Source organism: Pseudomonas sp. AC172 (assembly GCF_979258595.1).
This window is the reverse complement of the sequence record NZ_OZ409868.1, coordinates 2,290,705-2,309,167: the sequence shown is the minus strand read 5'-3', so window position 1 is coordinate 2,309,167 and position 18,463 is coordinate 2,290,705. Positions and strand designations below refer to the sequence as shown.

At 55.7% G+C, this 18,463-nt stretch carries 23 protein-coding genes, 1 tRNA gene and 2 pseudogenes; 11 read left to right on the top strand and 15 right to left on the bottom strand.

Going from position 1 to position 18,463, the window contains the following annotated elements; translation table 11 throughout:
• The first annotated feature begins 692 nt into the window (after positions 1–692).
• Together ACZ0A4_RS10280 and ACZ0A4_RS10275 are read left to right on the top strand one after the other, a co-directional pair.
• Entirely contained in the window at positions 693–1,058 is a 366-nt protein-coding gene (locus ACZ0A4_RS10280; RefSeq protein WP_463574447.1) for a DUF6124 family protein, read from the top strand.
• Between the two features lie 118 nt (positions 1,059–1,176).
• A complete protein-coding gene (locus ACZ0A4_RS10275) occupies positions 1,177–1,533 on the top strand; it encodes a DUF6124 family protein (RefSeq protein ID WP_007919067.1) in 357 nt (118 codons plus the stop codon).
• Between the two features lie 56 nt (positions 1,534–1,589).
• Here the strand turns inward: ACZ0A4_RS10275 and ACZ0A4_RS10270 are convergent, their stop codons facing one another.
• Positions 1,590–2,618, bottom strand: a complete 1,029-nt coding sequence (locus ACZ0A4_RS10270; RefSeq protein WP_463574445.1) for an alpha/beta fold hydrolase — start codon at positions 2,616–2,618, stop codon at positions 1,590–1,592.
• A 319-nt stretch (positions 2,619–2,937) separates the two neighbouring features.
• Here ACZ0A4_RS10270 and ACZ0A4_RS10265 point away from each other — a divergent pair.
• A tRNA-Gln gene (locus ACZ0A4_RS10265) sits at positions 2,938–3,012 on the top strand.
• A 113-nt stretch (positions 3,013–3,125) separates the two neighbouring features.
• Here ACZ0A4_RS10265 and ACZ0A4_RS10260 read toward each other — a convergent pair.
• The 3 genes from ACZ0A4_RS10260 to gstA form a co-directional block, all read right to left on the bottom strand.
• Positions 3,126–5,114: a peptidase U32 family protein gene (locus ACZ0A4_RS10260; RefSeq protein WP_463574444.1), complete on the bottom strand. Its 1,989-nt coding sequence runs from the start codon at positions 5,112–5,114 to the stop codon at positions 3,126–3,128.
• Between the two features lie 216 nt (positions 5,115–5,330).
• Positions 5,331–5,711, bottom strand: a complete 381-nt coding sequence (locus tag ACZ0A4_RS10255; RefSeq protein WP_007919637.1) for a RidA family protein — start codon at positions 5,709–5,711, stop codon at positions 5,331–5,333.
• 99 nt (positions 5,712–5,810) lie between these two features.
• Entirely contained in the window at positions 5,811–6,422 is a 612-nt protein-coding gene (gene gstA, locus ACZ0A4_RS10250) for a glutathione transferase GstA (RefSeq protein ID WP_463574441.1), read from the bottom strand.
• Between the two features lie 110 nt (positions 6,423–6,532).
• On the opposite strand from gstA, the gene ACZ0A4_RS10245 reads away from it, so the two are divergent.
• Entirely contained in the window at positions 6,533–7,441 is a 909-nt protein-coding gene (locus tag ACZ0A4_RS10245; RefSeq protein ID WP_463574440.1) for a transcriptional regulator GcvA, read from the top strand.
• 166 nt (positions 7,442–7,607) lie between these two features.
• Positions 7,608–7,976 carry a cupin domain-containing protein gene (locus ACZ0A4_RS10240; RefSeq protein ID WP_463577531.1) on the top strand — a complete coding sequence of 123 codons (369 nt, stop codon included), beginning with the start codon at positions 7,608–7,610 and terminating at the stop codon, positions 7,974–7,976.
• 51 nt (positions 7,977–8,027) lie between these two features.
• On the opposite strand, the gene ACZ0A4_RS10235 is transcribed toward ACZ0A4_RS10240, so the two are convergent.
• Positions 8,028–8,237 carry a hypothetical protein gene (locus ACZ0A4_RS10235; protein WP_463574439.1) on the bottom strand — a complete coding sequence of 70 codons (210 nt, stop codon included), beginning with the start codon at positions 8,235–8,237 and terminating at the stop codon, positions 8,028–8,030.
• Between the two features lie 193 nt (positions 8,238–8,430).
• Here ACZ0A4_RS10235 and ACZ0A4_RS10230 point away from each other — a divergent pair, with 193 nt between their 5' ends.
• Positions 8,431–8,652 (top strand): hypothetical protein, encoded by a 222-nt coding sequence (locus tag ACZ0A4_RS10230; RefSeq protein WP_463574438.1) that lies wholly within the window; start codon positions 8,431–8,433, stop codon positions 8,650–8,652.
• A gap of 141 nt (positions 8,653–8,793) precedes the next feature.
• Here the strand turns inward: ACZ0A4_RS10230 and ACZ0A4_RS10225 are convergent, their stop codons facing one another.
• The 4 genes from ACZ0A4_RS10225 to ACZ0A4_RS10210 form a co-directional block, all read right to left on the bottom strand.
• A complete protein-coding gene (locus ACZ0A4_RS10225) occupies positions 8,794–9,255 on the bottom strand; it encodes a hypothetical protein (RefSeq protein WP_463574436.1) in 462 nt (153 codons plus the stop codon).
• 260 nt (positions 9,256–9,515) lie between these two features.
• Complete coding sequence (locus ACZ0A4_RS10220) at positions 9,516–10,151, bottom strand: hybrid sensor histidine kinase/response regulator (protein WP_463574435.1); 636 nt, start codon at positions 10,149–10,151, stop codon at positions 9,516–9,518.
• A 125-nt stretch (positions 10,152–10,276) separates the two neighbouring features.
• The gene (locus tag ACZ0A4_RS10215; RefSeq protein WP_463574434.1) at positions 10,277–10,765 is read right to left on the bottom strand and encodes a DUF6530 family protein; all 489 of its coding nucleotides are present in this window, start codon (positions 10,763–10,765) and stop codon (positions 10,277–10,279) included.
• A gap of 72 nt (positions 10,766–10,837) precedes the next feature.
• Positions 10,838–11,272, bottom strand: a complete 435-nt coding sequence (locus ACZ0A4_RS10210; RefSeq protein WP_463574433.1) for a hypothetical protein — start codon at positions 11,270–11,272, stop codon at positions 10,838–10,840.
• A 372-nt stretch (positions 11,273–11,644) separates the two neighbouring features.
• Between ACZ0A4_RS10210 and ACZ0A4_RS10205 the strand changes: the two genes are divergently transcribed.
• The gene (locus ACZ0A4_RS10205) at positions 11,645–12,205 is read left to right on the top strand and encodes a Crp/Fnr family transcriptional regulator (protein WP_463574431.1); all 561 of its coding nucleotides are present in this window, start codon (positions 11,645–11,647) and stop codon (positions 12,203–12,205) included.
• A gap of 169 nt (positions 12,206–12,374) precedes the next feature.
• Positions 12,375–13,310 carry an SDR family oxidoreductase gene (locus tag ACZ0A4_RS10200; RefSeq protein WP_463574430.1) on the top strand — a complete coding sequence of 312 codons (936 nt, stop codon included), beginning with the start codon at positions 12,375–12,377 and terminating at the stop codon, positions 13,308–13,310.
• Between the two features lie 152 nt (positions 13,311–13,462).
• Here the strand turns inward: ACZ0A4_RS10200 and ACZ0A4_RS10195 are convergent.
• From ACZ0A4_RS10195 to ACZ0A4_RS10180, 4 genes and pseudogenes are all read right to left on the bottom strand, one after another.
• A pseudogene (locus ACZ0A4_RS10195) lies at positions 13,463–13,669 on the bottom strand (hypothetical protein); the annotation flags it as partial.
• Between the two features lie 371 nt (positions 13,670–14,040).
• Positions 14,041–15,090 (bottom strand): tyrosine-type recombinase/integrase, encoded by a 1,050-nt coding sequence (locus ACZ0A4_RS10190; RefSeq protein ID WP_463574429.1) that lies wholly within the window; start codon positions 15,088–15,090, stop codon positions 14,041–14,043.
• Between the two features lies 1 nt (position 15,091).
• Complete coding sequence (locus tag ACZ0A4_RS10185; RefSeq protein ID WP_095190012.1) at positions 15,092–15,334, bottom strand: DUF4224 domain-containing protein; 243 nt, start codon at positions 15,332–15,334, stop codon at positions 15,092–15,094.
• A gap of 46 nt (positions 15,335–15,380) precedes the next feature.
• Positions 15,381–15,874: pseudogene (locus tag ACZ0A4_RS10180) on the bottom strand (hypothetical protein).
• Between the two features lie 67 nt (positions 15,875–15,941).
• Here ACZ0A4_RS10180 and ACZ0A4_RS10175 point away from each other — a divergent pair.
• The gene (locus ACZ0A4_RS10175; RefSeq protein ID WP_463574428.1) at positions 15,942–16,511 is read left to right on the top strand and encodes a hypothetical protein; all 570 of its coding nucleotides are present in this window, start codon (positions 15,942–15,944) and stop codon (positions 16,509–16,511) included.
• A 79-nt stretch (positions 16,512–16,590) separates the two neighbouring features.
• On the opposite strand, the gene ACZ0A4_RS10170 is transcribed toward ACZ0A4_RS10175, so the two are convergent.
• Positions 16,591–16,887, bottom strand: a complete 297-nt coding sequence (locus tag ACZ0A4_RS10170) for a hypothetical protein (RefSeq protein ID WP_463574427.1) — start codon at positions 16,885–16,887, stop codon at positions 16,591–16,593.
• Entirely contained in the window at positions 16,884–17,102 is a 219-nt protein-coding gene (locus ACZ0A4_RS10165; RefSeq protein WP_463574426.1) for a hypothetical protein, read from the bottom strand. The genes ACZ0A4_RS10170 and ACZ0A4_RS10165 overlap by 4 nt, the downstream gene beginning before the upstream one ends.
• A gap of 135 nt (positions 17,103–17,237) precedes the next feature.
• Between ACZ0A4_RS10165 and ACZ0A4_RS10160 the strand changes: the two genes are divergently transcribed.
• Together ACZ0A4_RS10160 and ACZ0A4_RS10155 are read left to right on the top strand one after the other, a co-directional pair.
• Positions 17,238–18,086 carry a hypothetical protein gene (locus tag ACZ0A4_RS10160; protein WP_463574425.1) on the top strand — a complete coding sequence of 283 codons (849 nt, stop codon included), beginning with the start codon at positions 17,238–17,240 and terminating at the stop codon, positions 18,084–18,086.
• Positions 18,087–18,181: 95 nt separating this feature from the next.
• Complete coding sequence (locus ACZ0A4_RS10155; RefSeq protein ID WP_463574424.1) at positions 18,182–18,451, top strand: hypothetical protein; 270 nt, start codon at positions 18,182–18,184, stop codon at positions 18,449–18,451.
• The last annotated feature ends 12 nt before the right edge of the window (positions 18,452–18,463 follow it).

The following is an 18,463-nucleotide window of genomic DNA, read 5'->3' as shown; positions in this document are numbered from 1 at the left end:
TAGAGGGTAGCAAGTTACAACGCCACAGCCCTCAAGTCGAATCGGGTTGCTGAAATAGCAGCACCAGCAGCAAGTATCTAAGGGCTTAGCCAAATCAATGCTGTCCGAGCGACCATTGAGCTTGGTCGGATTGGGATACATCGCCCTTTGGTCGGTATCTGCACTTTGCGCCTATTGCGTAGGGCGGTCGCGTCATAGCCTACCTGTCCGGCGCAATGCAGATTCAAGCTTGGCTACGTGGCAGCCTCGTACTCAGTCACCTCGCCAGTGACTCTCAGTGGCTTTCCGGGAAAAAAGGACGACGGACTCACTGCCGTCGCGCCACTTAAACACCATTCGCTACACGCGTTTAATCTACACCAACTGTTACGCCATAACGGCTACAACACCTTGCGCCGTTGCCTACGCGTACGCCAGAATCCGCCGGCTTACGCGCCTTGAGGCGGGCTGTATCGTTTCCCTGTCACTGCAAAACAGTGATCGGGTTTGGTAGCCCGTTTCTTGATAGCCGTATTGCGTCACCTTATTCAGCCATTTTTTGGGCTCAGCTTTATATGGTGACCATGCGTGGGGCTCATTCGTGAGCGCCGGGTTCGCTGTCTTGACCGGTCTACCAACCCACGTATGGCCGCCACCCTTCGTTTGGTAGCGAGAGTGTCGGCTCCTCATTCCTTCAAGGTAGCAATTCATCTATGTTCAAAATTACGCCAAACCCGCCAGAAACCGATCCAATCCCCTACGACGCCGCGCTCGAACCTCGAAACATCAAAGAGGCCACCGACCGAGCGATCAATTTCTACCTCAACCCCTCCGCGCTGAAGACTTCAATACCCACCCGCAAAACCGGCAAGATCTACCTCATCGACCCCGCGGTGGATAACGAAACCCTGCTCGTCGAAGCCACTGAAACATTGTCCTCCGCCACTGACATGGCCCGTGAACTCGCCGATTCGATCGATTCTTCACAGCGCAAAAAGATGCTGATCCTGCAACAGGTGATCATGCTCAGTGAGCTGGTGGTCGGACGAGTCCTGGATAACCAGCGCTTGCCGCACTAGTCGCGATGCAGATGGGTGAGGGGGTTCGCTCCCTCATTGCACAGAAGCGTCCGCAATCGCGGCGCTTCACGCCTTCTATCAAAGAGCCGCAAACGGTTCTTGTCTGGAGTTTCAGCTGATGTCTCAGCCACCCGAACCACCGGTCACCGACCTGGTGTCCCCGTACGCATCGCCCAATTCAAGAAAGCTCCACGAAGCGGCAGAACGTGCGCTCGACCATTACCTGTTGCCTGCCGCAATCATGGCCACACCCTATACGCCCAGCACGATGTTCATGGTCAACCCGCAATCCGACGCCGAGTCCTTGCTGAGCAATGCCAGCGGTTCCCTCGCGTCTGCCACGGTCATGCTCGGTAATTTTGCCGGGGTGCTGGAGGGATCGAACCGTCATACCCTGCTGGGCATTGCGCAAGTGGTCATGTTGGGGGAGTTGGCGGTGAACAAGGCGTTGGATCTGGTTGTGCCAACCGAGTAGTCGCACACGTTAACGATCAAGCAGTCAGCCATTGCGGCTGACTGCTTTTTTTGTTTTTACAGGTGATCGGCGTCGATCACGGCTTTGGCAAACGCCTGCGGATCTTCCTGCGGCAAATTGTGGCCAATCCCGCCATTGATCAAACGGAACTGATATTTGCCGGTAAAGCGCTTGGCGTAATCCTCCGGCGCCGGGTGCGGCGCACCGTTGGCATCGCCTTCAAGGGTGATGGTCGGCACGCTGATCGACGGTGCAGTAGCGAGTTTCTGCTCCAGTGCGGCGTATTTCGCTTCGCCCTGTACCAGGCCCAGACGCCAGCGGTAATTGAACACGGTGATGTCGACGTGATCCGGGTTCTGCAACGCCTTGGCGCTGCGGTCGAACGTGGCGTCGTCGAATTTCCACTGCGGCGAAGCGGTTTGCCAGATCAGCTTGGCGAAGTCGTGGGTGTTCTTCTCGTAACCGGCGCGACCACGGTCAGTCGCAAAGTAGAACTGATACCACCACTGCAATTCAGCCTTGGGCGGCAGCGGGTTTTGCCCGGCGGCTTGATTACCGATCAGGTAACCACTGACCGAGACCAGCGCTTTCACCCGTTCCGGCCACAACGCCGAAACGATGTCCGCCGAACGCGCACCCCAGTCATAACCGCCGAGCACCGCTTGCTTGATTTTCAACGCGTCCATGAAATCGATGACATCGCTGGCCAGCGCCGCCGGTTGGCCGTTGCGCAGGGTGTCTTTGGAGAGGAACTGCGTATCGCCATAACCGCGCGCATAGGGTATCAACACCCGATAACCCTTGGCCGCGAGCAACGGTGCGACTTCGTCGTAGCTGTGAATGTCGTAGGGCCAGCCGTGCAGCAGGATCACCACCGGGCCATCGGCGGGTCCGGTTTCGGCGTAGGCGACGTCGAGCACGCCGGCCTTCACATGCTTGAGCGGGCCGAAGGGCGAGGGCGCGGAATAACTGACGGCGGAAGGTTCAGCGGTTTGCGCCTGGGCGCTGCCAAAGGCGCCGAACAACGACACAGCCAGAATCGACAAACCGAACGCGGTGTTGCGGGTGTGCAGTGCCTTTTTCATGGTGACGTCTCCTTTGCGAGCCTTTGGCCAAGGGTTCTGAATGAACACCTGAAACCTTGAGTGCATTTGAGCGTAGGGACGTATCTGGCCTGTGTCGTAAAACGGCTTTGTTGAAAGTCGATGTGTCGCGGTGGGGTTCGTACACAGTGTGATACACAGCGGATTAACCGACTCACCCTGGACCTGATTCAGGCCAAAATAATAAGTAGCTGTTTTAAAACAAAAAATATTTCACTTCGCGCTTCCCAAAGCCAAAAAACCTTGGTAAATTGCGCCCCGTTCTCACAGCGAACCTAACGAAGTAGCTGTACAGAGCAGTAGGGGCGTCGCCAAGCGGTAAGGCAGCAGGTTTTGATCCTGCCATGCGTTGGTTCGAATCCAGCCGCCCCTGCCATATTCGAAAAAACGCCAACTTCGCAAGAAGTTGGCGTTTTTTTATGCCTGCGATTTGGCCAGGCAAAGCGGGGCAGGCGAGCGCGGCACCGAAGCACCGCGCATGCCATCCACTCAGTGCGGTGCGCGCGGAATGGTTTTCATCAGGTCTTCGGGGCTGATGTGGCCGACCACGCTGCCCGGTTGCGGCAGGTTGAGGATGTGGCCTTTCATCTTGCCGATGATGTGCATTTCGCACGGCTTGCAATCGAACTTCAGCGTCAGCACTTCATCGCCGTGGATCAACTGCATCGGCGCGACTTTGGTGCGCACGCCAGTCACGCCTTTCGCCTGTTTCGGGCACAGGTTGAAGGAGAAACGCAGGCAGTGCTTGGTGATCATCACCGGCACTTCACCCGGCTCTTCGTGCGCTTCATACGCCGCGTCGATCAGCTTCACGCCGTGACGGTGGTAGAAGTCGCGCGCCTTCTGGTTGTAGACGTTGGCGAGGAAGGTCAGGTGCGAATCCGGGTACACCGGTGGCGGGCTGGTTTCGGCTTTACGGCCGCCACGCGGATGTGCAGCAACACGGGCGGCGGTCAGGGCTTCGATCACTTCACGGCGCAGGGCTTTGAGCTGCGAGTTAGGGATGAAGAACGCCTGTGGCGCATCCAGCTTGATGTCGGTGGCGTGGTACTGCGTGGTGCCGAGCTGGCCGAGCAGATCGCGCAGTTGCTCCAGCGCCTGCTCAGGCTTGTTGGCCACACCGAACGGACCGGGCAGGGTGATGCTGGCACTGATGCCTTCTTCGCTGGTGGCGGTGACTTCCAGCTGTTCTTCACGCAGGCGCGCGACCCAGCTCAGGGCGACGCGACGCTCGGAAGAAGTCTTCTGCAGGGCCTGTTGCCAGTTGTGATCGAGGTTGCGATTGAGCGGGTGATTCGGGCGCAGCTTGTACAGGCCTTCCGGCATCTCGTTCGGCTCGACGCGATAGCGATAGCGCTTCTCGCCATCTTCTTCGAACTCGCCTTTGGCTTCGGCGATGTTGGCGCGGAAACCGACCACTTCGCGTTTGACCAGCACGTTAAGGCCATCGCCGTTGGACAGCGGCTCCTGCGTGACGACCTGCATATCGCGTTTGCCGACTTTCTCGACGGTGCCCACTGGCAGACCGGTGAAGGTCGGCGAGTCGAAGGCGCCGATGTCGATCTTGCGATCGGTGACGAAGTAATCAGTGCTGCCACGGTGGAAAGTCTTTTCCGGGTCAGGCAGGAAGAAGTGCGCGGTACGGCCGCTGGAGGCGCGTGCCAGGTCCGGGCGATCTTCCAAAACTTCGTCGAGGCGTTGGCGGTAGTAGGCGGTGATGTTCTTCACATAGCCCATGTCCTTGTAGCGACCTTCGATCTTGAACGAGCGCACACCGGCTTCAACCAGCGCGCGGATGTTGGCGCTCTGGTTGTTGTCTTTCATCGACAGCAGGTGTTTTTCGTAGGCGATCACGCCACCCTTTTCATCTTTGAGGGTGTACGGCAAACGGCACGCCTGCGAACAGTCGCCACGGTTGGCGCTGCGCCCGGTCTGCGCGTGGGAAATGTTGCACTGGCCGGAGAAGGCCACACACAACGCGCCATGGATGAAGAATTCGATGGCAGCGTCGGTTTCGTCCGCGATCGCACGGATTTCCTGCAGGTTCAGCTCACGGGCCAAGACCAGTTGCGAGAAACCGGCCTGATCGAGGAACTTCGCCCGCTCCAGCGTACGAATGTCGGTTTGCGTCGAGGCGTGCAGCTCGATCGGCGGAATGTCCAGCTCCATCACGCCCAGATCCTGAACGATCAACGCGTCGACACCGGCGTCGTACAACTGATGGATCAGCTTGCGCGCCGGTTCCAGTTCGTTGTCATGCAGGATGGTGTTGATGGTGGTGAAAATTCGCGCGTGATACTTGCGGGCAAATTCCACCAGTTCGGCGATTTCGCCGACTTCGTTGCAGGCATTGTGGCGCGCGCCGAAGCTCGGGCCGCCGATGTACACGGCGTCGGCGCCGTGCAGGATCGCCTCACGGGCGATGGCGACATCGCGGGCAGGGCTGAGCAATTCCAGATGATGCTTGGGCAAGGACATAGTTTTTTTAGTCAGGCTATCACGGTCAGGCGCGCATTCTACCCGTGAAACGTGCGCCCGGCACGCCTGTGCTGCCCGATGGCACAGGGTATTGTCACCTTGACCCCTGTGGGAGCGAGCTTGCTCGCGAAGGCGGCAGGACATTCAACATCAATGGAGGCTGAACTGACGCTTTCGCGAGCAAGCTCGCTCCCACAAGGGGTTGTGCAGTGAGTCTCAGGCCTTGGCCGCCATCGCAGTCACTTCCACACGCATGCCTTCAACCGCCAGCGATGCCACACCTACCGCCGCACGTACCGGCCATGGCTTGGCGAAGTAGCGCTTGTAAACCTCGTTGAATGCCGCGCGATCAGCCATGTCGGTCAGGTAGATGGTCAAGTGCATCACCCGGTCCATCGAGCTGCCGGCACGTTCCAGCGCAACTTTCAACGCTTGCAGTGTGCATTCGCTTTGCAGGGTGATGTCGCCCAGTTCCAGACTGCCGTCGGCACGGGTCGGGATCTGCGTGGACATCATGATCCCGTTGAACGTGGTGACGTCCGAGGAAATCGAGTCTGCGTCCGGATCGGGGGTAAAAGTGATGTCTTGGTTAGCCATGCGGATCCCTTGTTTGAGCGAGTAAATCGCGCCAGTTTACAGATTCAGGGCCAACGGACAAATGATCAGCCGCCAGCGCAGTGAAAGCGTAGAGGGCGATCAAACCGGCTGCGTCGCCGCTTCAGCCGCTATGGCCGCAACGACGCTGGGACGGGTGGCGACCCGCCGGGTGTGGGCGGCCAGCGCCGGCCAGTCTTGCAAATCGATATTGAAGCTGGGCAGCCACGTCAGCACGCTGAACAGGTAGGCATCGGCGACACCGAACGCGCCCAGTAAATAGTCCTGATCCGCCAGCCTGCGGTCCAGGTAGTCGAGGCGTTTAAACAGCTTTTGCGTAAAAATCGCTTTGGTCGCCTGTGGAATCTGCGCGTCGAACAGCGGGGCACAGCCAGCGTGAATCTCTGTGCTGATAAAGTTCAGGTCCTCCTGCAAGCGCGTCCGCTGCCAACTGCCGAGTGTCGGCGCCAACGCGCTTTCGGGGACCTGATCGACGAGAAACTGCAAGATCGCCGGGCCTTCTGTCAGCACTTCGCCGTTATCCAGCACCAGCGCAGCGACATAGCCCTTAGGGTTGATGTCGCGAAAGTCTTGTCCATCGGCCGTGCACTTGCTTTGGTTGTTGACGCGAATCAGCTCGAAAGGCAGGCCCAATTCGCGCAGCACAATGTGCGGCGCCAGCGAGCAGGTCATCGGGGCGAAATACAGTTTCATGGCACTTCCAGTGGGTGAGGAAGTGTCAGCATCCCTTGCAGGGGCAGTGCTTCGCAAAGGTCATTTGCAGTGTTAGCGTATGACAAAATCTCATGAGTATGGAAATCGCCATGGTCGCCAGCCTCCCTTCGCTCAATGGCTTGAAAGCGTTTGAGTGTGCCGCTCGGCACATGAGTTTCACCAAGGCTGCCGAAGAGCTGAACGTCACGCAAACTGCTATCAGCCATCAGATCCGTCGTCTGGAAGAAGAATTGGGCGTGAGTCTGTTTCTGCGGCTGAAGGATGGGCTGGCCCTGACTGAAGACGGCCAGGCGTACTTGCCTGGCATTCGCTCAGCTTTCCACCAATTGCGCTATTCAACGCAGGCGTTAATGGAGTCGCACCACAACAGCGTGTTGACCATCAATACTTTGGTGTCGGTCGCCTCCAAATGGTTGTTGCCGCGATTGCCGGCATTTCAGCAGGCGTTTCCCGCGATCGATGTGCGCATCAGCGCATCCACCGAGCTGGTCGATTTTCGTCGGGGCGGCATCGATGCCGCGATTCGCTACGGGCGTGGCGACTGGAAAGGCTTGCGCGCCGATTTCCTGATGTCCGATGAGATTTTTCCGGTGTGCAGTCCGGCGTTGCTCGACGCGTCGAAACGCCTGAGCGCACCGGCCGATTTGCTCGAGCACACGTTGCTGCAAGTCAGTGGCATGACCGCCGGCGACTGGAACAACTGGCTGAGCGCAGCCGGTGAGTGTGCGCAACTGGCCGAGCGTCCGCGCCTGACCTTCGACCTGGCAATGATGGCCGTGCAAGCGGCGGTGGACGGGCAGGGTGTGTGCATCGGGCGTTCGACGTATGTCGACGATGATCTGCGTGCAGGCCGGCTGGTCGCCCCGTTTAATCTGCGATTGAAGGACGACTTGGGGTTCTACCTGGTGACGCCCCATGAAACCGCCGATAGCCGCAAGATCGCGGCGTTCAGGACATGGCTGTTGGCGCAATGTCCCTCCAGCGAGGCATTTGTATAAGCGTGTATCAATCCCGTGCAGGGACACACGTAAACAACAAACCGAGGTTTTGCGACACATCCCTTCTACATGCCGCGCCCACAGTAGAGGTCACCCCAACACGACCTTTGAGAGGCACGCCATGCACCGTCCACTGTTTCTGGCTACCGCAGTAATCTTCGCTTCGATGATCGGCCTCGCACACGCGGCTGACGCTCAACCCAAGAGCTGGCAGCAAGGGCTGAGCCGCACCGATCTGGTCCGCGAGGATCTCGGCGCGGCCGAGCGCGAGGTGATTCAGGCACGGGTTGATTTCGAGCCGGGTGTGACCTCGCCCCGACACGCCCATCCGGGTGTGGAAGTCGCTTATGTGATCAGCGGCACGTTCGAGTATCAACTGGAGGGCAGGGCGCCGGTCACGTTGAAGGCCGGTGATTCGCTGTTCATCCCGGAAGGCGTGGCGCATATCGCCCGCAATGTCGGCCAGGAGAAAGGCTCCGAACTGGCAACTTACATCGTCAAGAAGGGTGAGCCGGTGCTGATACTCAAACCGTAAGGCGCAGATCGGGCCCTGCCACGCTGGCAGGACTGACGACTGATGCGGAATTTAATGCAGGGTGACAACCCGGCGGCTCTCGCCAATGCGGATTCTGTCGAGTGCCCGGTTCAAGGCATCAAGCGCATCGAGCAGCGCCTTGGCCTCGGCTTCACGCCCGTTCCCCCACAGACGCTCGGCCATTTTGTTCAAGGCCTGAATAGAACGCTCGATATCAGCTGCGGTGGCGGCCTCTTTATTGACCGGCGGTTTTTTCGGCATGCAGGGCTTCTCTGGTGACGGTTAACGGATCAGGTCAGTTGACACGCAATGTGACTTTTTCGACGCCTATTGCAGCACATCTGCAAACGCTTTACTGCGACGGATGCGCGCCTCCATGACGCAAGAATGATCAGTGGCTGTTCGCCCCTGGTCTAGAGTGGATTGATACCAGCGAGTGAATGAGATCAGGACGATGTTTGGCAAGTATCCCGAGCAGAAGCAGAGCCGACAGGTGATGGGCGCGCTGGGGGCGGCATTCGCGGCCTTGGGTGTGTTTCTGCTCTTCATCGATGGCACTGGCGGGGTGCTTTTCACGGTTTTGGGCGGCGCTCTGGTGCTGTTGACGCTCTTCGCCAATCAAAAAACCTACACCAAGGTCATGCGCGTGCTGGGCTGGTTCGATGGACTGTCGTGAGTGGCGGATCACTGATTGATTCAAGGATCGAATTGAGTCGGCGCGCTCGCTCAATCAATCGCCACAGCTTCGATGGCATGTTTGGCCTGGGCGATGCTGAGTTCACTCGGCAAGTTTGCACCGTTCTTGGCTGTAGGCTGCTCAATGTGCCAATGATGGTTGGGTCGCGACCGAGACAGTGAAGACCACGACAAACAGCACGACCACTCCCCAGAACATCACCATGACTGTCAGCAGGACGACCTTAAGGCCTTGATAAAGCATGCGCAGCCAATGGCCTTCGGGATTTGCTTCTGCGCGGGTTCTGAGTAAGCCATTCAAATAAAAGCCGAGGAGCGCCAACAGCGCGCCGTCGATCGCCAGTGCAGGCAGGCCGGCTACGGGGAAAATGCTTTCCCACCGATAGAAAGAAGACCGGCTCAGGAAGACCACATAACAAGTCAGGCTGCCGTAGGGCAGTGCTCTCCACCATTTGCCGGCCAGCGCGCCGACCATCAGGCACATGATCACCATGAACGGGCTGAGGAGAATATGGAGCATCCATTCCAGTACGTTGGGCAAGTAGTCCGGGGAATGGATGCTGCGCCATAGGTATTCCAACATTGATCGGGTTCCTGCCTTCCAGGGAGTCATTGCTACTGCGGTGCTTCCATGCTGCTGGACGCTATCGGCGTGTTTTCGGGATGCATAAGGGTTGTTGTGTGAATTGGGGGTTGTATAGCGGCGCCGAGGGGTGAACAGGCAGTTTGTGTAGAGAACCTCAGTCGCGGTGCGGGAGCTTGCGGCCAATAGCAGTCGCTCGAAGCCGGCTGCTTACGAGCGAAAGCATGGTAAAGGGCGAATCGTAGCGAAACGTCGCGGGGTTAATACGGTCGAGTTTTGCAAGCCTCATCAATGAGGTCGATGAAGTCATCATGAGCAACCGGCTTGCCCACGTGGTAATTAAACCCCGATTGTCTGGTTTTTTTCTGGTCGCTGCTGGTGGCATAACCTGTGAGCGCAATGGCCGGCGTGTATTTGTGATGGACGATCTGGCGAATGGCCTGGATCAGCGCATGTCCATCCATGACGGGCATGCCGATGTCGGAAATGATCACGTCGTAATTGCCCTCTTTCGCGGCTTCCAGAGCCAGTAACGGGTCGCTGAACGCTTCCACGTGGGCGTCCTCCATTTCCAACAACATCTGCAGCACTTCCATCACGTCTTGGGAGTCATCCACCGGCAATATTTTCTGGCCAGACAACCGTCCTGATTCACCGCAGGCCTGCGCTTGATCCGCCGCCTGCTGGTGGGGACGGCACAGCGGAAGCCGAATGGTAAAAGTGCAGCCACGACCAACCCCTTCGGAGCGCACATCCACCGAGCCACCATGGGCTTCCACCAGTTGTCGCACCAGCGAAAGGCCAATTCCCAAGCCTTCGCGTTGATGGGTGGTGTGCTGGTTTTCCGCTTGGCTGAAAAGATCGAAAACCTTGTGCAGGTTGTCGGCATCGACCACCAGCGGTGGCTCCGGCGACTGGGGGACTTGCAAGGTGATTTTGCAGCGGTATAGATCGCCGATCCAAGTAGGTAGCGACCCGTTACGCGAACGAGAAAATTGTGTCGCGATCTGAAACTGGATAGTTAGAGCTTACCCTGTGTTTTGAGGCTACTGAGCAGCTGAAAAAGCTTGTTGAAGCGTTCTTTCAGTTCGTCGTTGTGAGTCTCTAAAAAAGCCTCAAACTTCTGGATGTCAGTAGCCGCTACGGATTCCTCTCGTACTCGAAATCCTTCTGGCTGATCTACAAAAAGATTTCGTTCTATCTCTACGCTTTGCTGGTCTCTATCCAGCAAAACCTTCGCTAGAAAAACAGTCGAATCGATGACTCTATGGAGTGGGATCTCCTCAGACTGACGTGACCATTGGTCCCTGTAGCGCATGATTTTCAGGGATAGATCTTCGTGCCCCCATTGCGATAATCCGACTGATAGATATCGTGCGTCAGTGTTCTTACGATACATGCCATCGAAAGGTTGGTACGGCATTGCGTAAATAGGTTGGTGCTCAAGATGCTGTGGTAGCGGTGGAGTAATTTTGTAGTTGTTCTTACCGCCAAACTCTTCGATAGGCATCTTCTGCCATTCCTTCTGCTGATGTGGTGACGCGAGGTAGGGGTGCCGCATGTGAGTGCGGCACGGAACGTTCTATTTTTTGAACTCAACATACGCTGTGACTAGGAGTTGGCCATTGACGGTGACCTTGCACGTCCGCCCGGTTTCAGTCTTAGTGCCAGGTGCAAGAACCGGGTCGCACTGAAGAAACACCGTCTTCCCTTGATAATCTCGAGTTACACCTGCCGTTGTTGTACTTGCCGGTTCCTTCATGAATTTCCGATTCCATGGCCCAAAGTAGATCTCTGGTTCGCCGCCGCCGAAAAAGCCAGATTCAGGAGTGGCGCAGATAGTGCCTTGCATACGCTCTCCGTCGATGATGTTTGCGTCTTCGTAGCAAGAGATCATCCCTTTGGCGGTGACAATCGTCGATGGCCCTCTGTTGGTCCATGTTGGAGCGGTCACACAGCCAGAGAGGGTGACTGCGGCGAGAGTAGCGGCGACGAGGGAAATTTGTTGAATTCGCATGAGTTGGCGTCCTTACTTTTTGAGGCGCACACAAATACCGGCTATGGGCCACTATTTCAAGCTGAGGGGGTGATTATTGGACAGGCCATATCCCCCACCTCCACTAGTTTAACCGGTCGAAAAAGGCGCTAAATCTTTGTCGCAAAACCTTTTCCAGCGCAGGTCCGGTAGTCGTCACGCGAACCAAAGCGATCGAGGCAGGCGGGGCAAATGCGGAAGGGGGTTCGCCGTACAAAATCTGTATGCGTGTACAGTAATCTAGGCGAGACAGGTGGGCGAGGGTGAGGCGTCGAACTGTAGCGGTGCGGCTACTTTCGGCCAAAAGCGGCCTGTCGACACCGGCGCACCCAATCCTTGTGCGATACTGCGTTCATGAAACTAGACACTGTCCTAGGCGACTTCTTCCTAACGTTCGGCAAAGACCTCTACATAGAGGCCAACCATGCTCTTTTACGGTCGGGTGACTTCGCTAAAAACCTCTACCTCATCAAAGCTGGTGCAGTGCGGATCTGCGTGCGCGACCCAGAAGGTACGGATATCAGCGTCCAATTCTTTTTTGAGGGCGAGGTCGTTAGCTCTCTGGAGAGCCTGGTTAGCGGCTGTCCAAGCGAGTTGGAAATTATCACGATGGAAGCGTGCCACCTGTGCGTGCTAGACCGGGACACCGTTCTGGCGCAGATCCTGTCGAAACCAATCTTGCAGACTCAGTTGCTGGCACTCACGCAGTTGCGACTGGCCGACTACATCAAGCTCTACACCAGTGCCATCTCGCAAACCCCTACAGAACGATATCTGGGCATGCTCTCCACTCAGTCAGATCGATTGGCAAGAATCCCCATGCACGTGCTTGCAGGTTATCTGGGGGTGACCCCAGTTCACTTGAGCCGAATTCGGCGAAAGCTGAAAGCGAGCGCAGACAAAACCGGCATCTGAACATATGTAAATGACAACATAACGCCAGAGAAGCACGATTGGCCTTCACCACTGCTCTGGCCAATCTCCGGCAGCTAACGGGCTGATGTTTCGAAACAGCCCCCTACCTTTGGTTACCACAGTAGTGATGAGACTTTTCAAGCATCCATCCACTTCTGGAGGTACCTCGATGGCATTGAATTTACTGGCTGTACTGCAGATTTCCGGCGCAGCTCTTCTGACTTGGGCATTGGTCAAGCTAGCACGGTGGCTTTGGATCTACCTTTGGCTACCAGCGCGATTCAACGGCCAATCTTTAGCCAAACGCTACGGTCAAGGGAGCTGGGCATTCATCACTGGTGCCAGCGACGGTTTGGGCAGAGCTTTCGCCCGCGAATTAGCACACTGCGGCTTTAACCTGATCTTGGCAGCACGTACCCAGTCCAAACTTGACCGCCTCCAGAGCGAGTTGCAGGAGTTGGGGGTTCAAGTTCGAACTGTCGCGCTTGACCTGTCGGATTCGGCCCCACACACCTATCAAGCCCTGGCCGCCGCCGCAGAGGATGTTGATCTTTCGGTGCTGATCAACTGTGTAGGCACCACAGTACATCGGCGTTATGCGGATGTGCCGATTGCCACTTTACGCCGTTTGCTGGCAGTGAATGTCAGTACCACCGCTATCGTGACCCATACGTTGCTGCCTGGACTCCTCAGGCACTCCTCCTCGACGGGAAGACGTGCAGCACTTCTTAACGTAGGCTCCATAGTGGGGCGCTTTTATTGGCCGGGTACGCAGATCTATGGAGCCTGCAAGGCTTTCGTTGATCATCTCACTGTTCCGCTGGCATTTGAGTATTCAGATCAACTCGACGTTTTGTCCTTCCAGCCCACCGTCATGGCGACAGCTATGGCAGCAGGCACAGAACCTGCTGCCATCACCATTACACCAGAAATGGCTGCCAGCGCAGCACTGTCTCATTTAGGCCACACACTCGCATCTCATGGCCACTGGCGACACGGTCTACTGGCAGCCCTTTTCACTATCCTTCCCGCCCGTGTACTAAATGCATTGCAACTCAGCGGAGCGTTGGAGATGGGGAGAGTTGAAATGACCAAGGGCGAATAGGCCCTGGGTGTCGAGTGTCCCCTTTGCTTGCTTCTCACCAATGCACCCCAGACCCCAGCAGCAGCTTTAGGTCGGTAGCTGCTCTTCGCTAAGGGCATCTATGGGGCGGACGCAGACAGCTGCGACAGACCGCTTCTGGCCGATAGCGGTCTGTCGGGCGTCATCAAAACCGCAAGCGTCATCTTGATGAACTCCTCATTTTTGTCGATTGCCCAGAGGGCGCCGCGGACGTTCTCGGCGACGTCGGCCGATCCGCGCTGCTCGACCGAATTGGATAATTCCAAGATGGCGGCTTCGAGAGCGAGTTGGTTCTCATTGATTTTGTCAAGCAGAGAAGGGAGCAGATCTGAATTCGGCATTGGAGGGTTCCTCCGTGAAAGAACCCAGCGTAGCACCGTATTACATGAAGAGTGTTTTAGGTTCGGCAGGACGCCATAGAAGGGAGAAAATAGGGCGAGTTGTGGAACGCGTCTGGCACGACAGAAATTTTTCAGTGCGCCAGAAACGACAAAGCCCTGAATAATCAGGGCTTTGCCGTACATAAGATGGCGGAGGCGATGGGATTCGAACTCATGGACCTGTTACAGTCGACGGTTTTCAAGACCTATATGCAAAGCCCATGAAACCGAGGCCTGTAGCCGCTTTTCGTTACGATACGTTTATTTTTTGGCACCTCTACAGCCCGCATTCTACAAGGGGCGGATTTTGAGTTTTGTAACGGTTTTTGGGGTTATTTTGATGGCTTGGCAATGGCGCCAATTCGTCGGTAGATGCGCTCGGTAATGTCTCCTTTGGTGTGCCCCAAGAGTAGGCTCGCATCGCCGACGTCGAGGATTTCAGACGCCGCTTTCGGCCTGATGTCTCTGAACTGGAAGCCTCCGATTTTCGCAGCCAACTGAACATCGCCTTTTTCTTCAGCTTCTTTCTTGGCCGTTTCTCTGGCGTCGTCCCATCGATCGCGAAGCATCTTCGCGGTCATCCGCTTGCCGCGTGCGCTCACGATCAAATAGCTGCAAATGTGCTGAGCATTGCGCTCGGCCATTTTCCCGATCAACAGGCCCAGACTGTTTGGCTCATCACCGTCAGTCATCTGGATACGCAGCTTTTTGTGTATCTTATTCTGCTGCACACCCAAGTAATTTCCCTCGACATCGTCCTTCCTCGTGACCAGGACATCTGCCGGTCTTTGCCCGGTCAGATAGGCCAAGTCCATCGCGTCTTTCAGCTCTTGAGCTGCCTTCATGTAAACAGCATCCCAAACCACATCATTTGCGTAATAGTCCCTCGGTGTTTCCTTGTTTTTTCGCACGCCCTGGCAGGGATTTTCTTTGGTCGTCAGTCCCCATTCTCGAGCAATGTTGAAAACGTGGGAGAGGGTGGCAATCTCCCGATTCGCCCGAACCTTGGCGGTCCGCGCGTCGCGGTACCCCGCGATAGTTGCTGGGGTGATTGAGTCGATGGGAGCGCTGTCGAACATCGGCCGAAGCTGCTTGATTTCCGCCAAATTGTCCTTCTGCGTCCGTGCCGCTTTCTTCGATACGATGTCGCGGATATATCGGTCGAAGATGCCTTTCATGGTGCGCAGATCAAGCGGCTTTTCCTTCGCCTCCAGCTCCGCCCATTTGACCCTGGCCAAGTCCAGATCCTTGCCCAGCGGGATCGCCTTGCCTGTCATATCCAAGTAGTAATAGGCGATCCAAACCTTTCCGCTTTTTCGTGTTCGTGTCCACTGGTACATCCGAGGCGGCAAGTTGCGTGTGTCGGCCTTGCGGGGGCGCATATCAATTCACTCGCGAGTAGTCTGGTGTCCATACCGGTGCAGCCGGCGGCGGGTTCGGATCGGCAACCGTAGGGCTGATCATGCCCAGCTTCATGCGGGCATACATGCGGCCCACCAGCGGGCGCTTGCCGCGGCTTTCAACGAACACCCACTGGCGATCAATCAGCCAGCGGCGCTGGTAGGCCCGGGCCTTGTAGCCGGTTAGTGCGGCCAGTTCCTCGTCGGAGAGGATTTCGGTTTCCATGAGATATTGCTCCATGCCGCGCGTGGCGGCAGAAGGTGGTGATGGGTTATGCGCCGGCCTTTGCCAGCACCGCGCCGGCAACGGCGATTGCGGCCTGCACATCGTCGACATATGCGGGGTCGAACCCGCCTGCCAGGTGAATGGTGGCTTGGCATGCGCGCAGGTTCTCGCGGGTGAGTTTCAGCGCGGCGACCAGCTCTTCGTGCAGCCCGCGTTCCTCCCGGCCGATATCCCAGAGCGCTGGCCCCAGTGTTCTGCCGGCGGCGGGTTGCTGTTCTGCGCGCCGAGTGCCAGTGCGCCGACCACAGCGTCCAGCAGGTCGCGCTTATAAACGTTGTCGCCGTCGATGCTCAGGCCGCGCCGGCGCAGTGTCGAAACCACCTCGTTCAGGGCGAGTCCTTTGTCTTGGAGCACGATGTCGAGTTCTGGTTTTTCAGGGGTGTAGATGGCCAGGCAGAGTTTGGCACCGGCCGGCAGGCAGGCGCTGATCTTCTCCAGCGCATCGCTCGCTGTTTCATGAAAACGGTTCAGTGCGGACATACGAATTCCTCGCCCGCCGTACACCAGCAGGCTGTCTAATTAAAAGGGTTTCGGGTTATCGTTTGAAATGGACGCTCCAGTGGGCGCAATGCGTGAAATATGCAGTATTGGACTGTTCGATACGGAGCTTGAAAGGTTTATGGATATTCAAAATATTGAAAAAATAAATTTCTCAATTGCTGCTAATGTCTCTATTGGACTGGTTGGTCTCGTCATACCGGGCTTCTTGTTATTATATATTTACAATCCAGAGTTATTTGAACGATTAGATTTTATCAAGCTGCTGTTTCTTTCGGTATCTGCATGCCTCCCGACGTTTCTTGTGCCTTACGGAATAAGCTCGCTAATGCATCGAGTGATTTCGCAAGACCGCCCGGACGTGGTGGATCTGTGGGGCAGTCCAGTCGACTGGTATGTGAGGCACGCCTTTTCAAATTCGATAAACATGTACACGGGAATATTACTGGTGTGGATGTTTGATCTCGGATCTGTCGGCATTGTCTGGTCGGTTGTATGTGGAGTGGTTTTCAATACGCTAATGGAGTTTTTTCATTATTGGTATTTTCTAAAAAGGCCGAGCTCGTTGTATAGCGTCTGGTTGCAACCTTCTTCAGATAAGCCGCCGAAGATCGAGTAATAGTTTTAGCGCCCTATCATCGGTTTGAAGGGGGAGGGAGTAAATTTTCGGGAGAAGTACAGATTTAATCTTTTTAGGGTTAGACGCCCGGGCGGCCTTTAAAAGCGAGCCAGATGTAGTGACGACCCTTGGCGGTGACCTTGATCTTGCCGATCTGCCGGTTCCAGCTGATCAGCCGCAGCTCTTCGAGGATGCTGGTGAGCGTGTGCCCCTGATGCCAGCCTGCCAACGCCTTGATGCACCCTTGAGCGAGTAGCCCGCGAAAGTCATCGTGGCCGAAGTTGGTGCCCTGGAATGAGCTCTGCACCTGCTCATCAGTCACCAAGTCGGTGATGGTTCTCACGTTCGGGTCGAGCCTGTAGCTTTTGTGGGTCATGGCAGTTCGTCCCCGACGATCAGTTTGCAAGGGTCTTGGCGGACTTTTGCGAGCTCTGCCACCAGCTCATCAATCTGCTGATCCGCTGCGTTCAGGCGCTGCCGTAGCGCGTCACGTTCTTTGATCGCGGTCGCATGCTTGTTGCGCCAGTGCAGAACCGCGTCGAGTTCTTCAGCCGCTGTGACTGGTGCAGTCGGTTTGTTTTCTGTGGGCATGGGGCGTCCTATGCCGGGGCATGCCCGGGCGGTTGAAAAAAAATGGGGTAGCTCAAGTGGCATTCATGTAGATAGAGGAAAATACGGCTCTGTGCCATCATTGCAACTCAAGCGGATCTCATCGAGGGCATGATCATGGCAAAAGGAACAAATCCGGAACCTATCCAAAAGGATGACGAAGTTCCAAGCTCCATTACTTGCGGGCTTGTCATGCCTATATCCTCCATCGATGGTTGCTCCGCAGAACACTGGATTGAAGTAAAAAATATTATCGTCGAGTCGATTTCAACGATTGAAAGCTATCAGATAGATGTTAAGTTGGTTAGCGAGCAAGATGATGTTGGGGTTATTCAGAAGCGTATAGTTCAGAATATATACTTGTCCGATATCGTTGTTTGCGATGTGAGTTGTAAAAATCCAAATGTTATGTTTGAACTCGGGATGCGCCTTGCGTTTGATAAGCCTACAGTAATAATTAAGGATGATAAGACGGACTATTCATTTGATACTGGGGTTATTGAGCATCTTAGTTATCCTCGAGATCTAAGATTTGGTAAGGTTATGGCGTTTAAAACTGCGCTGGCAGAAAAGTTGGTAGCAACTCATAAGGCCGGTCTTGCCGGCGGTGAGACCTCTTTTTTGAAAAGTTTTGGCACGTTTTCCGTATCAACTCTTGAGCAGAGGGTCGGCAGTCCGGATCAAGTAATTTTAGAGATGCTGCAGGATCTTTCGGCGGACGTCGCACGCATAAAGAAAGCTTCGGGCAATAGGGGGCTAGGATTGATTGGTTCACCATTGCGCCGGGCTATAAGAAATTCGATAAACAAAACGCTATCTGAGCACCCTAATTCAGCTAACGTTGAATTGATCGGAAACAATTCTTTCTATGATCATATACTCTCTTCAGTTCCTCTTTCTATGGAGCAAAACAAAGATAGTGTTTATAAGATGATTTCTGAAGAACTCACTGACATCCTTTTGTGAAGGCTCCACTGGTTCTTCTAGAGCAAACTGGCATGATTCGTAGAAGTGGGGTATTTTTTTTCGGCCCGGCATAGGACCGAGACAAGGAGTTCTAAATGCAGGAAGATAATCAGTTTGCAAGTGACGCTCAGTTGGAGCTTTTTAGGAGGTGGACCAACTGTCCAAATGACTTCGGTAACACTCCCCCGGGAAATGCGAGCCGGGCTTATCAAACTCTATTTGCTGACCACGTCCACGTGGAGGCGCATAAACTTCTGAGCTACATGCGCGGTGATATGAAGATGCCAGTTAAGGATTTTTCTGCGATTCAAAACGTGTATATGTGTGAGTTCTCTTCTGATCATGACGCGGTGCGAAAAAAATAAACAGTGCCAGGC

Bases quoted from the DNA above. Each gene is read 5' to 3' on its own strand.
- ACZ0A4_RS10280 (WP_463574447.1), top strand. From the start codon at position 693: ATGTTCAAAATTACGCCAAACCCGCCAGAAACCGATCCAATCCCCTAC.
- ACZ0A4_RS10275 (WP_007919067.1), top strand. From the start codon at position 1,177: ATGTCTCAGCCACCCGAACCACCGGTCACCGACCTGGTGTCCCCGTAC.
- ACZ0A4_RS10270 (WP_463574445.1), bottom strand. From the start codon at position 2,618: ATGAAAAAGGCACTGCACACCCGCAACACCGCGTTCGGTTTGTCGATT.
- ACZ0A4_RS10260 (WP_463574444.1), bottom strand. From the start codon at position 5,114: ATGTCCTTGCCCAAGCATCATCTGGAATTGCTCAGCCCTGCCCGCGAT.
- ACZ0A4_RS10255 (WP_007919637.1), bottom strand. From the start codon at position 5,711: ATGGCTAACCAAGACATCACTTTTACCCCCGATCCGGACGCAGACTCG.
- gstA (WP_463574441.1), bottom strand. From the start codon at position 6,422: ATGAAACTGTATTTCGCCCCGATGACCTGCTCGCTGGCGCCGCACATT.
- ACZ0A4_RS10245 (WP_463574440.1), top strand. From the start codon at position 6,533: ATGGTCGCCAGCCTCCCTTCGCTCAATGGCTTGAAAGCGTTTGAGTGT.
- ACZ0A4_RS10240 (WP_463577531.1), top strand. From the start codon at position 7,608: ATGATCGGCCTCGCACACGCGGCTGACGCTCAACCCAAGAGCTGGCAG.
- ACZ0A4_RS10235 (WP_463574439.1), bottom strand. From the start codon at position 8,237: ATGCCGAAAAAACCGCCGGTCAATAAAGAGGCCGCCACCGCAGCTGAT.
- ACZ0A4_RS10230 (WP_463574438.1), top strand. From the start codon at position 8,431: ATGTTTGGCAAGTATCCCGAGCAGAAGCAGAGCCGACAGGTGATGGGC.
- ACZ0A4_RS10225 (WP_463574436.1), bottom strand. From the start codon at position 9,255: ATGTTGGAATACCTATGGCGCAGCATCCATTCCCCGGACTACTTGCCC.
- ACZ0A4_RS10215 (WP_463574434.1), bottom strand. From the start codon at position 10,765: ATGCCTATCGAAGAGTTTGGCGGTAAGAACAACTACAAAATTACTCCA.
- ACZ0A4_RS10210 (WP_463574433.1), bottom strand. From the start codon at position 11,272: ATGCGAATTCAACAAATTTCCCTCGTCGCCGCTACTCTCGCCGCAGTC.
- ACZ0A4_RS10205 (WP_463574431.1), top strand. From the start codon at position 11,645: ATGAAACTAGACACTGTCCTAGGCGACTTCTTCCTAACGTTCGGCAAA.
- ACZ0A4_RS10200 (WP_463574430.1), top strand. From the start codon at position 12,375: ATGGCATTGAATTTACTGGCTGTACTGCAGATTTCCGGCGCAGCTCTT.
- ACZ0A4_RS10190 (WP_463574429.1), bottom strand. From the start codon at position 15,090: ATGCGCCCCCGCAAGGCCGACACACGCAACTTGCCGCCTCGGATGTAC.
- ACZ0A4_RS10185 (WP_095190012.1), bottom strand. From the start codon at position 15,334: ATGGAAACCGAAATCCTCTCCGACGAGGAACTGGCCGCACTAACCGGC.
- ACZ0A4_RS10175 (WP_463574428.1), top strand. From the start codon at position 15,942: ATGGACGCTCCAGTGGGCGCAATGCGTGAAATATGCAGTATTGGACTG.
- ACZ0A4_RS10170 (WP_463574427.1), bottom strand. From the start codon at position 16,887: ATGACCCACAAAAGCTACAGGCTCGACCCGAACGTGAGAACCATCACC.
- ACZ0A4_RS10165 (WP_463574426.1), bottom strand. From the start codon at position 17,102: ATGCCCACAGAAAACAAACCGACTGCACCAGTCACAGCGGCTGAAGAA.
- ACZ0A4_RS10160 (WP_463574425.1), top strand. From the start codon at position 17,238: ATGGCAAAAGGAACAAATCCGGAACCTATCCAAAAGGATGACGAAGTT.
- ACZ0A4_RS10155 (WP_463574424.1), top strand. From the start codon at position 18,182: ATGCAGGAAGATAATCAGTTTGCAAGTGACGCTCAGTTGGAGCTTTTT.